At 38.2% G+C, this 12,203-nt stretch carries 12 protein-coding genes; 5 read left to right on the top strand and 7 right to left on the bottom strand.

From position 1 onward, the window contains the following. Positions 1-9: 9 nt before the first annotated feature. Positions 10-885 (top strand): arginase family protein, encoded by an 876-nt coding sequence (locus BALOs_RS09765; protein WP_120405055.1) that lies wholly within the window; start codon positions 10-12, stop codon positions 883-885. On the opposite strand, the gene BALOs_RS09770 is transcribed toward BALOs_RS09765, so the two are convergent. The 4 genes from BALOs_RS09770 to hmpA form a co-directional block, all read right to left on the bottom strand. After that, a complete protein-coding gene (locus BALOs_RS09770; RefSeq protein ID WP_120405056.1) occupies positions 877-1,305 on the bottom strand; it encodes a hypothetical protein in 429 nt (142 codons plus the stop codon). The genes BALOs_RS09765 and BALOs_RS09770 overlap by 9 nt on opposite strands. Further along, the gene (locus BALOs_RS09775; protein ID WP_120405057.1) at positions 1,302-2,570 is read right to left on the bottom strand and encodes a hypothetical protein; all 1,269 of its coding nucleotides are present in this window, start codon (positions 2,568-2,570) and stop codon (positions 1,302-1,304) included. The genes BALOs_RS09770 and BALOs_RS09775 overlap by 4 nt, the downstream gene beginning before the upstream one ends. 123 nt (positions 2,571-2,693) lie before the next feature. Then, positions 2,694-3,995 (bottom strand): cytochrome-c peroxidase, encoded by a 1,302-nt coding sequence (locus tag BALOs_RS09780; protein ID WP_120405058.1) that lies wholly within the window; start codon positions 3,993-3,995, stop codon positions 2,694-2,696. A gap of 111 nt (positions 3,996-4,106) precedes the next feature. After that, the gene (gene hmpA, locus BALOs_RS09785; RefSeq protein ID WP_120405059.1) at positions 4,107-5,276 is read right to left on the bottom strand and encodes an NO-inducible flavohemoprotein; all 1,170 of its coding nucleotides are present in this window, start codon (positions 5,274-5,276) and stop codon (positions 4,107-4,109) included. 146 nt (positions 5,277-5,422) lie between these two features. Here hmpA and BALOs_RS09790 point away from each other — a divergent pair, with 146 nt between their 5' ends. Continuing rightward, complete coding sequence (locus BALOs_RS09790; RefSeq protein ID WP_120405060.1) at positions 5,423-5,857, top strand: Rrf2 family transcriptional regulator; 435 nt, start codon at positions 5,423-5,425, stop codon at positions 5,855-5,857. 59 nt (positions 5,858-5,916) lie between these two features. After that, complete coding sequence (locus tag BALOs_RS09795; protein WP_120405061.1) at positions 5,917-7,212, top strand: chloride channel protein; 1,296 nt, start codon at positions 5,917-5,919, stop codon at positions 7,210-7,212. A gap of 596 nt (positions 7,213-7,808) precedes the next feature. Here the strand turns inward: BALOs_RS09795 and BALOs_RS09805 are convergent. Beyond that, positions 7,809-8,048 (bottom strand): hypothetical protein, encoded by a 240-nt coding sequence (locus BALOs_RS09805; protein ID WP_162929642.1) that lies wholly within the window; start codon positions 8,046-8,048, stop codon positions 7,809-7,811. Between the two features lie 34 nt (positions 8,049-8,082). Between BALOs_RS09805 and BALOs_RS09810 the strand changes: the two genes are divergently transcribed. After that, positions 8,083-8,625: a YceI family protein gene (locus tag BALOs_RS09810; RefSeq protein ID WP_120405064.1), complete on the top strand. Its 543-nt coding sequence runs from the start codon at positions 8,083-8,085 to the stop codon at positions 8,623-8,625. Positions 8,626-9,113: 488 nt separating this feature from the next. Further along, positions 9,114-9,581, top strand: a complete 468-nt coding sequence (locus tag BALOs_RS09815) for a hypothetical protein (RefSeq protein ID WP_120405065.1) — start codon at positions 9,114-9,116, stop codon at positions 9,579-9,581. Positions 9,582-10,024: 443 nt separating this feature from the next. Here the strand turns inward: BALOs_RS09815 and ffh are convergent, their stop codons facing one another. Together ffh and BALOs_RS09825 are read right to left on the bottom strand one after the other, a co-directional pair. Next, positions 10,025-11,461, bottom strand: a complete 1,437-nt coding sequence (gene ffh, locus BALOs_RS09820; protein WP_120405066.1) for a signal recognition particle protein — start codon at positions 11,459-11,461, stop codon at positions 10,025-10,027. 9 nt (positions 11,462-11,470) lie between these two features. After that, positions 11,471-12,112 (bottom strand): HAD family hydrolase, encoded by a 642-nt coding sequence (locus BALOs_RS09825; RefSeq protein WP_158536917.1) that lies wholly within the window; start codon positions 12,110-12,112, stop codon positions 11,471-11,473. Positions 12,113-12,203: the final 91 nt, after the last annotated feature.

Raw genomic sequence — 12,203 nt, forward strand, 5'->3', positions numbered from 1 at the left:
GGAAGATACATGGGGTGGAAAGAGGTAGATGAGAATTTGGCAAAAAGAAAATCACAATCAATAGCGAATGTGATGTCTAAAGAGGCCAATGATTCACAAAATTCAATTCTAATTAGTGCTAATGATCTTGGGGTCGTAATAAATGGTGGTCGCCGCGGAGCAGCTTTAGGCCCTCGTGTTCTAATCTCTCAATTACAAAAATTCGCAAATCATCAGAAGATAAAAAATATTTCTTTAATTGATATTACAGATCAAAGTGAAGATGACTTTAAGCAAATGCAAAAGAACTCAATTAATGAGATCAGCAAAATAAAGTCACAGAAAATTATTCATTTAGGTGGAGGACACGACCATATCTATCCTCTTGTTTCAGGACTAAAGCTCAACAACCCATTAATCATTAATATCGATGCTCACTTGGATACACGAGATGATGAAATCCATCACTCAGGAACTCCCTTTAGACAATTGGCAAATGAAAACAAAATAAAGCTGCTCCAAATTGGTATCCACGAATATGCTAATGTTTCTCAAAACTACCAAGGCATAGAAATGGATGTCATCGATACGAAAACCCTTAAACAAAAATCTAATCTCTTTAGAGACGTATCTTTCTTAAATGAAGTTTATGAAAAGCACGATGGCGATATTGTTTTTAGTATCGATGCTGATGCTATTTCTGGTAGTGATATGCAAAGTGTGAGTGCAGTAAACCATGACGGTATTCCATTTGAATTTCTAAGAATGCTAGTTGGCCAATACCAAGAATATACAAAAGATAGAAAACAGATAATGGGTATTTATGAATACAATCCACTCTTTGATGAATTATCTGCAAAAGATGCCAGAAGCCTTGCCTCTCTCATTTACGATTACTTAATTTGAAAATAAAGAGATCGTTTTATCTAAGGCCGTTTGTTCATCTTTAATGGTGATTTTCTTCTGCGTAATTTCCCATTTGGGACTTGCAACTTTCTTTCCTTGTTCTGACTTATACTCCCAAGGATAGTCCCCAATAAATTGCATAGTTTTCTTATCAAAAATTACGGCATAGTAAATATTTACAATATTAAATGTTCCCGCTGCTCCTGTATAATAAATGACAAGCTCATAATTTTTACCAACGTCTTTTGTCTCGACAATTTTACTCTTACCAGTTCTCTTTGTAATTTTTGCTTTGATTTTCTTAGAGTTCTTATAGTGAAGCCAGTAGTCTCCATTATCGTTTTTAATAGACCAGTCACTTACATCAGCAAAAGCTGCGCAATTTATTAAGAATGTGAGTGTAATGATTAATTTTCTCATAAGCGAAACGGCGTCCTTACTGTCCAATGCCAATCATCACCACCTGTGATTCTTCCATCGGTATCAATTGGTTTATAAAAAATATGCCTCTGTCTTTTCCAGTGACGAGCAATTTTTCTGCGATCGCTACTGTTATTCTCGTTATACATTGGATTTGCTTGTCTTAGAGAATCTCCATTAACTTGCACATTCAACTCCCAATTATCTTGGTTGGCCCTAAAGCCATCGCCCCATGCACTGTCACTCGGCAGCATCCAATTAGCGTGGTAATGATAAACGTGGTTCACTTCTGGATCAGGTTCAAACTCAGCTGTTTGAAACTGCATATAAGCATCAATAGCTGAACCAAATTGTTGATTTCGCCCAGGGTACATCATCTGTTTCCAATTATCTTCACCTTGGTTGTACATAGAAAACTGCCAAGGATCCAGAGCAATATCCAGCGCATTGGCTCTGGTGATTCTCCCCCTTCTCGCATCATCCTCAATGACATTACGAACACGGTTATCAATCACTTTCATAATCATCATCATTTCTTCCGGATGGCTACTTTCTTCAGTCTGTATATCACGTGCAAGAATTCCGGCCTCACCTTGAGAGGTGAAAACCATTGCAGCAAAGTGCTGCTCTTGTGGCCTAAGATAACGATACATATTTCTAAAGACCTGACCCCTGTTCTTAACAGAGCCTTGGCGAGTAATTGAATTTTGAATACTTCGAATACAGCGTGTTAGTTTTGATTTTGTGACATCATCACCAGATGAAAAACTTTGACGATTGGCCAACACCTCGCAACCAGGCTTCCACTCCTGATTACTAATAACTGCTGTACTTGGTTCTTGAAAGAAGTCTCCTGCGTTAACACCTTCCCTCTCCTCTCCTTCACAAGGAGCATTAGGAGGCTCTCCTGCCGTACTGATCGTTTGTTGAAGCTTAAGAGCATTATAAGCAGTTGCAGTATCAAGTGCTGACTTAAGATACTTCTTAGTTACTAAGAACTCTTTTGGATTTTCCACACCATCAACTTCAAGCATAACTTTATAGGCCCAACTATTTTGGCCGACAATTCTAACTTTTATTGATTTATTATCGTTACTACTAGGAGCTTCAATACGATGTGAATATCCAGAGCTTGGATCGTAAATATCAAACGAACGAACAACATCAAATTGAATCTCTGAAATATCTTCAGAAGACAAGTCAATTGCTAGAAGATTAGAATTAACGAGCACAAACCATAACGCAAATAAATAAAACCTCTTCATCAACTTCCCCTACGCACCAATACGTCAACAATGATGATAACACGATGTAGTACAAAGAGTGAAAAAGAGGCTAAAATTGCTTGGATTACGAAGTTTTGCTAACAAAAATAGTGGGCAGCAGATCTATTTCAGCTGCTCACCATCAGTTAGAGCATGCTTTAAAAAGTAAACTAAATCGCTTTTTTGAGAGTTACTGATCTGAATATCACCATTTTTAAAGATTGGATGAGCAGCATCCTTCTTCTTAAAAAGCATATATGGATTTGTCTCAACAAATAGAATTTTATCAAAATTCTTTTTAAATGAATTAATTACCCAAGAGCTATCGTAATGATCTAAGGCCTTAATCCCAGCACGGTAGTGCTCAACAACTTCTTCTAAGGATCCGTAGGCTCCGGAATGAAAATAAGGGGCAGTTAAGGCAATATTTCTAAGAGGTGGAATTCTAAATCGATAGCGGTCATATTCACGGCCAGTAACGAGAAACCTTCCCTCATCATTTTTGCGTGGATCATTCTTACCTGGGCCAATTTGTGGAGTTGCAACTGCAGCAAATCCACGCCCCCCCAAAAGAGTTCCAACATGACAGGCCACACAGCTTCCTGATTCCATAAAAACGAGGGCACCACGCTTGGCCTTTTGATTTAATGCACTCTTATCTCCTCTTAGATAATTATCCCAAGGAGTATTGTAAACAGCAAATTCATGGGTTTCAAAATGGGCAATGGCCTGTGCAAAATGACCAATATTTAATTCGTCTTTTGGAATAGCCGGGTAAGCTTCTTTAAAGAGCTTGCGATATTTAGGCATGGCCAAAAGCCTACGCATGACAATTTTCCAAACCGCCTCTTCATTTGGAGCATTGGCAATATCGTTACTTCCTTTCTTTCCACGCATCTCTTCATGTGAAGTAATTGGAAACAGGGCCTGTGCGGCCAGTGCACTACCTAGGTTTTCCGTAATATCCCATCTTTCAGGGTAGTCACCATTTAAGGCTTCAACAGGAGTTGTATAAACATCCCAGTCCTTTCGGTAATGAACTCGGCCATCCCAAAACATATGTGTGATATCCTCATGCCCTAGATTATAAAGAGGCTGTGAATTGCGCGGGATCACTTGTCCTTTAGAAATTAAGCGCTCCTTACCTTGCCACTTCCCACCTTCGCCTATTCCAACAGGAAGCTTATCTCCGCTTCCAAACTCTGGCATATGACAATCGGCACAACTAATATTGCGATTTCCAGAAATCTCTTTCTCATTGAAGAGCTCTTTTCCTAACGTATAAAGTTCAACCTTCTTTCCTTTAGGCTTTTCAACGGCCTTTAAAAAGAAGCGCTCTGTATAGCGTTTAAGTTTGATATCAAGTTGGTTTGCCTGGGCGAAGTTCGCCACAAGACTCAGTGTGAGGATTAGAATTACTTTCATTGTGTGTCCCAAAATTGTGTGCTGGGAAATAGTAGAAAGAAAAGTTTGATGAGTCAAACAATTTTAGGTACGCGGTTCCTAAAATGATTTAAGGGACCGCGTACCTAAAGATTATAAAGTTTCTAGTGGGCCGAAGAATTCGATGAATATCTTACTTGGATCAACACCTAGCTCTAGGAGGTGTTTTTTCATCATGGCCATAAACGCACTCGGCCCGCAAATATAGAAATTGGAATTTAAATCAAAGTTTCTCTTCTCAAGGAAGTCTTTGGTGATAAACCCCTCATATTCATTATCGGCCAGCTCTTCACTGCTATTTTCATAAAAGTACAATGGTGCAAAGCACTTATATTTTTCACTTAAATCTGATAGTTCATTTTTAAATGCTTGAACCGATCGACTCTTATTAGCATGAATAAATTCAACTCTAGGCTCGCCTTCTATAAGAGCAGCTTTTACCATACTTAAAAGAGGTGTAATCCCAATACCGCCAGCTAGAAAGACACTACCATTCTCAGACTTCTTATAAGTAAAATCTCCAACAGGAGCTGCAACTTCTAACGTATCCCCCACACTTAGTTTTGAATGAAGATAATTAGACACGTATCCATCAGGACTTCCTTCTTCTCTTTTAACACTAATACGAAGGAGGTCTTTAACAGGATAATCTGATAAACTATAATTTCTCATTGTCGTTATTCCATCATATGGAACTCGTACTGTAATATATTGACCTGCTGTAAAGCTTGGAAGTTTTGAATTATCACTAGGCCTTAAATAAAAAGAAGTAATGATCTCACTTTCATCAACTTTCTTTTCGACCTTAAATTCCTTAAAACTCTCATAAGCTTGTTCATTATAAATACCTTTTTCAACATCTATTAAAATATCCGCCAAAAAGAAATATGCTTCTTTCCATGCATTAATAATTTCATCAGTGGCCGCATCTCCTAAGACATCCTTGATTGATGCAAGAAGATTAACTCCTACAATTGGATAGTGTTCCGGCTCAACTTTTAAAGCAGCATGCTTATTTGTAATTAAAGAGACTGCACCTCCAAGAGCATCGAGATTATCAATATTCTTAGCATATGCACAGATTGCCCCTGCTAATGCTTCTTGCTGAGAACCTCTATTCTGATGTGCACGATTAAAATAAGGAAGGACCTCTGGGTTATTCTCAAACATTTTTTGATAAAAATGTTTTGTTAGTAATACACCATTCTCTTCTAATACAGGTGCTGTTGATTTTACAATTTCAATAGTTTGTGTAGATAGCATACCAACTCCTAATCTTTGCCACTTAATTATGTATTTTAAATACATGTTTATAGCACAAAGAACGAGCTAGCAATAAAAATATGTATTTTTAATATATATTTATAAAAAACAATAGGTTTCAGATAGATATATGCTAATAAAGAAGTATGAAATTAACTTCTTATACTGACTATTCCCTTAGAGTTTTAATATTCTTAAGCCTAAATCACGAGCGCCTGTGTACTTCTAGCGAAATATCAGAAACCTATATGATTTCAAGAAACCATCTTGCAAAGATCATCCATCAGCTCTCACGCCTAGGCTTTATTAAAAGCTATAAAGGAGCAAGTGGCGGGATCAGGCTAGCAAAAGAGCCTAAAGATATTAATGTTGGTTTATTAATTAAAGAAATTGAGCCAGACTTTAATATTGTGGACTGCTTTGTTGGCGACAAGAGCAAGTCACCTTGCCGACTAACACCCCACTGTAAATTAAAATCAATAATGAATGAGTCCTTGTCTCTATTTATTCAGAACTTAGAAAAGTATACGCTTGAAGACATCGTTGAGAATCGAGAAGAATTACTTTCGCTATTTAGCTAACGGTATGTGTCGAAACGTTGTGCCATTACAAAATATTGAAATTTCTTTAGTATGTCGCAATGAAATTTAAGAATATTAATATAAAAAAATACCTACTTTTTCCTGCATCATGGAAACTTATATCACTGAGCATATCACTAGGTATCCTCATGTTCTTTGCATCCCAGCTTCTATTGGGCCTAATCTCTTTAATTACTAACTTGGCCTTTAATCAGCAATTCTCTTTTCATCATGGTAATTTTGGCGACCCGCAGAGGTTAATTATTATATTTATGCCAATCATTGGTGCACTTATACTTGGCCTTATGGCAAAATATATTGATCAAGGAATTCGCGGTCATGGAATACCCGAAGTAATCGAGCGAATCGAATACCATGAGTCCCACATCCCCTTTCGCATACTTTGGCTAAGACCTATTGCATGTGCAATTTCAATAGGGACTGGTGGTCCATATGGTGCAGAAGGTCCTGTAATCGGGATGGGTGGCGCACTAGGTTCTTTTATTGCACGTACTTTTAGTTTAACAAACAGAGAAAAGAAAGTCTTACTCGCGGCTGGTGCAGCAGCAGGTATTTCTGCGGTGTTTGGGGTTCCCGTTGGAGCAATATTTCTTGTTTCAGAGCTATTTACAAGAGACCAAAGAATTGACAACCTATTCCCAATAGCACTTTGCTCCTTATCAGCCTTCTTGACTAGAGTATTAATTATAGGCGATGCCCCACTTTTTCACTTAGCTGATCTAAGCTTTCACTATGGACAGAATGCAACTCTTGCATTTGTCATTATGGCAATAGTAACAGGAATTACTGCGGCCTTAACTATCCATGCAGTAGAACTAACTGAGTGTATCTATGACAAACTACCACTTCACTGGATGTGGTGGCCAGTAATAGGAGTGATACCAGTATCACTACTTGGCTTTCTCTTTCCTTCAATCTTAGGAGCCAGCTACGAATTACTTCAATCACTATTTAATTTAAAAAGCAATAATTATTTTCTAGTCGAGCTTGCTGTAATTAAAGGAGGTGTCTGGGCCTTTGCAGTTAGCTCTAGAACTACCTCTGGCACCTTGGCCCCTCTACTCATATTTGGTGCTGGAATCGCGGCTTTTACATTTATGCAATTAACTATTCCCCTATCAATTTCACCAACATTAATCGGACTAGCGTCTCTAGTCGGAGCAGGAAGCTACTTTGGAGCAATTTCTGGTGCACCAGTCTCTTCAGCACTGATTGTTTTAGAAATGACAGGAAAGCTTGAATATTTACCACTTTGCTTTGGTATAACAATGATTGCAACACTTGTAACAAAGTTTCTCGTTAATAAGAGTATTATGCATACTCATTATTCTTAAACGCTGACTAAATTATTTACATTTGAGCGCTCAATGTGAAGACGATACAGAGCGCGCTTTAAAAAGTAGACCAGCTAAAGAGAGACCAGCGCACAGGTGAGTTAACAATTAAGATTACTTGAAGCGTGGGTTACGTAAATGTATAAAGACTGGTAAGGCCAACTTCACTTCGTGAAGTGTTGCTGATTGGGTGGTAATTACCTGAAGGAATATTCTAGACTGCATGAAAACCCTCTCTCCTTCGCATCCTGCTCGCTCGCACTGAGTTGCTCGGTGTCACTTCAATGAAAAGTTGGCTTAATTTGCAGCGACCGTACCCGAAGGCTCCCTTCGTGGTCGCCTCTGGGTTGTATTGCATCATTTGCTCCTGCAAATGCTGCAAACAAAAAAGCCGGATCAATGATCCGGCTTCTTAAAGAGAGACATTTTGACGGAGTGAAAAAATCCTTTTTTCTGCTCCAACACACACACGCTTTATATAAAGCAAGGCCTGTGCCAACTTTTGCACCACCTTGACGCATCGAAAAGCTACTGAAAATAAATAAATCGTAGAAATCGCGCCGTCATATTTATGACTGACACGCATAGACAAGGCGTTACTTAATTGACTTTAAAAAACGAGACAATTTCATCATTCCAATATCGCATGCTTCAGTTTCATCTTCAGCACCAAAGACTTGATCAACATACTTAAATATTTTCTTTGTCTCTTTAAAAACGATAGCGACTTCTGCGTTGAAACCTTTGTTTGTTCGGTTAACTTCTATCTGACCCAAGAGATTGTCATTATTTTGTAAAGTCACATAAAATTCTTTCGGATAGTCATTTTGTTTCATATACTTGATTTAAACAATTCAAAGGAGAAAGACAATGAAATTTATCATGGCCGGATTACTATTTTCTAGCATGACATTCGCAAACTGTTACGAATATAACAATGCAAATACTGAAATAAAATGGACTGCATATAAGACAGCTAAGAAAGCTGGCGTTGGTGGTGAGTTTAAAAAATTTGAGATAAAAACTACAAAGAAGCAAGGCTCAATTAAAGAGCTAGTTAAAGGCGCTCGTTTTACAATTGATGTAAACTCAGTTCATACAAAAGATAAGTCTCGTGATATTAAAATTGAGAAGTTCTTCTTTAAAGATATGAAGATCTCTGGGGTAGTAAATAAGATTGATAGCAACTACCTATATGTTGATATGACGCTTGCTGGAAAAACAGTGAAAGTTCCAATGAAATACGATATTGAAGATGGAGAGCTTGAAGCAGAAGCAACAATTGATGTTTTAGATTTCGCTCTTAGCGAAAACCTAGCTGCAATTAATAAAGCTTGTTACGCCCTTCACGAAGGAAAAACTTGGAATGACGTTCAAATTGAAATTGAATCAAAATTTTCAAAGTGTAATTAATTCCACAAATACTTTTTAAATAATTAGAATGGCCAAGTTTGATGAACACTTATTAGACTTGGCCATTTTCTTTTTGAGATTTCGAAAAGCTTTGGCATAGTATGATTTATACTGGAGCATTATTTGAGAAAGATCATTACTATATTCATGTCATTTCTAATCAATTTAACCTACGCAAAAGTCAATAAAGTTTCTGATGAAAGAGTACAAATCAAAAATCTTAACACAATCTCAACTTTTCTAAGCCAAAAGTAATTGCTACTTTAAGTCCAACACGAAAGATAATTTAAAAGAACAATAAATCTCTCCTCTTTCTTACAGCACAGAGTAATAAAGTTTAGAGTACACACTCGCGGCAGGCCCCTGAACCTGCCGCGATTCCAACTTTCCCTACTCAATAAGAAAAACTTACACATTAACACAATCCTAACTTTCCACTACCAAAAAACATTGCTAGAAAGACTCATAATTCAATTTAGGAGAGAAAAATGAAGGCATTAATTGCAATTTTAATGACAGCTTCAGTAATTGCTAACACTTACGTTCTAACAGTCTCAGTTTCAGCAAAGACTGACGGTTCATACCAACCACTAACAGAAATCACTGTTGAGAATCTAACACTTAACAATGCCGATATTTACGAAAGAAAAGCATATATCAGCGCGGTAATTAACGGTGAAAAAAGAGAGCTTGTTGCTAAAATCAATGATCGTCTTTATACAGGTTCAAAAGTTAACTACCTACTTGGTGGTGAACTTGATGGAAAGGTTCTTTCAAGAGGTGCTTGTGATGAATACGAAGCATTTTCTTACCGTTACAAAATGGTAATCTCTGAAGACAAAGAAACAAGAGCACAAGAGCTTAAGTTAACAAAACTTTCTCTCTACCACAGCTACTCTTGGGATCAGTGTCACGACAGAACGCTAGTTTTAGAGTTTCCTTACTCACAAAAATAATTCCCATAAAGAAAGCGGCCCGAAGTGGCCGTTTTTTTTTGCAACGGACGAAGTCCTAGCCTAAATGCGATGGACGAAGTCCTAGCCTAAATGCGATGGACGAAGTCCTAGCATTTGCGAAGGGCGTAGCCCGAGCAACGGCGAAGCCGTAAAAAACTTAATCTAAAATTGAATTGAAGTAACTGATTCGTTAAAGCTTGCTGTGGATGCTAGCGCAAGACAAGGGAAGGCGTAGTTTGCTACGCCGATCCGCTCTCGGCTCCTGCCTTCGCGGACATACCGTCCATCGTGGACATAACCGAAGTCAGGCGCAGCAGACGCAGTAAGATCTGACGAATCTTAATCCGTCGAAGTTTGCCTAAGATTTGATTTAAAACAAGGGAAGGCATAGTCCTCTATGCCAACTGCAGTTAAAAATCAAAGATTAGGTAAAATCCGGCGGATTAAAAGAAGCCACCGCCCCATTTTCCGCCTTTCTTGCGTGGTTTCTTTTTCTTACCACCAAGTCCAGGCATTCCAGGCATCCCGTCCATTCCTGGCATACCAGGCATCCCCGGCATCGCTCCACCTTTCATCATCTTTGATAGTCCACCCATCATCTGCTCCATTTGCTTAAATTTAGCAATGAAGTCACGAACCTGAGCTTCAGTATTTCCTGAACCTTTTGCAATTCGCTTGATGTGAGAGTCTTTCATGATCTTATAATTGTCGCGCTCTTTCTTCGTCATCGAGTTGATGATAACGCGCATTCTCTTCATTTCATTTTCAGCAGGAGTCAGATCCCCTACTTGCTTAAGCATGCCCCCCATACCTGGGATCATTTTCATGATTGATGCCATTGAACCTAAGTTCTTCATCATATCCATTTGCTTCATGAAATCATTTACAGAAAACTTCCCTTTCTCTAAACGCTTCATCATGCCTTCAGCATCATCTTTATCAATAGCAGCTTCAGCTTTTTCAACTAGCGTTAGAACATCACCCATATCAAGGATTCGTCCCGCAAGACGATCCGGGTGAAAAAGTTCAAGGTCTTTCATCTTCTCACCAGTTGAGATGAATTTAATTGGAACTCCTGTTACGTGCTTAATTGAAAGCGCGGCACCACCACGAGCATCAGAGTCCATTTTTGAAAGAACAACACCAGTAAGCCCTACAGCTTCATGGAAGCTCTTTGCAACATTTACTGCTTCTTGCCCAGTCATGGCATCTGCAACCATTAGAACTTCAGGATTTAGCCCTTCAAGTCCTTGGCGTACTTCTTTAATTTGCCCCATTAATTCTTCATCAACATGAAGACGTCCGGCCGTATCGATAATAACGATATCCTTACCGTTTTCTTTGGCAAATGCCATGGCATCAGCTGCGATATCTTTAGGGTGTTTTGAAAGGTCTGAATCAAACCAATCCATATTCATTGATTTTGCAAGAGTAATTAGCTGATCTTTGGCAGCAGGTCTAAATGTATCGGCAGGAACAAGAAGAACGTTCTTCTTTTCTTTCTTTGATAGGAAAAGTGAAAGCTTCCCAGAAAAAGTTGTTTTACCTTGACCGTTTAAACCAACGACTAAAATAGGAGTGATTCCACCTTCTACATAATTAAGCTCAGTGTTCTTATCACCCATTGTCTTTGCAAGTTCGTCGTGAACGATCTTAACAAATTGTTCTTCTGGATTAACACCTTTGATAACTTTCTCACCAAGAGCTTCTTCTTTAACGTTATTAATGAAGTTCTTTACGACTTTAAAATTAACATCTGCTTCTAAAAGAGCTGTCTTAACAAGCTTTAATGTTTCTTCAATATTACTTTCAGAGATCTTTCCCTTACCTGAAATATTCTTAAACGCTTCTGAAAACTTATCACTTAAATTATCAAACATTCTAATTCCCTATTTATTTATATTATTCAAAATTATTTCTAAACATTCACTTGGATGAGTTGCCCAATAATCGGCAGTGTGCTCACCAAATCCATCTTTTGTAATCCCACTCTCCCAAAGAGCACCGATGGACTTTACACCAAAGCTCTTGGCTCCTTGTGTATCTGAGAAACTATCACCTATTAACATAATCTTATCTTTAGGTGCGTCTTCAAGCATTTCGATAAGTCCCTGTGGATGAGGTTTAGGAGTTGTATCATCCAGACAACGAAGCTCCAAGAAGTGCTGCAACACATCCTGATCATCTAAAATTCTAAGAGTCGACCTACGGTCACGTGCCGTCCATACGTAGAGCTGAAACTCTTGATTTAGTAGATCCAAGATTAGCTTCTTCATTCCTGCAAATAACTTATAATCATTACTTTGCTTTGAAGTAACTTCTTTCCAAGTACTCATAAGCTTATTTCTTTGAATTTCACTTCCCACTGGGTCGAGTCCAAATTGATTTGCAGTATATACCATATCAGGGCCATACTTTTTACGGGCCTCTTCAATACTTACGTCACGCTGAAGAATAATACTCATAACTTCCGCGACAGCACTAATGACGGCCTCTTTTGATGAAACGAGAGTCCCATCACAATCAAACACAATATATCCTCTTGGATTTTCAAAAAACATCAGTAATTATTTCCAAATTATCGAAAAATGTTGACCTAATTCTAGCTACTTGCTAAATAAT

The sequence above is a fragment of the Halobacteriovorax sp. BALOs_7 genome, assembly GCF_003612895.1.
GTDB classification, from domain to species: Bacteria; Bdellovibrionota; Bacteriovoracia; order Bacteriovoracales; family Bacteriovoracaceae; genus Halobacteriovorax_A; species Halobacteriovorax_A vibrionivorans.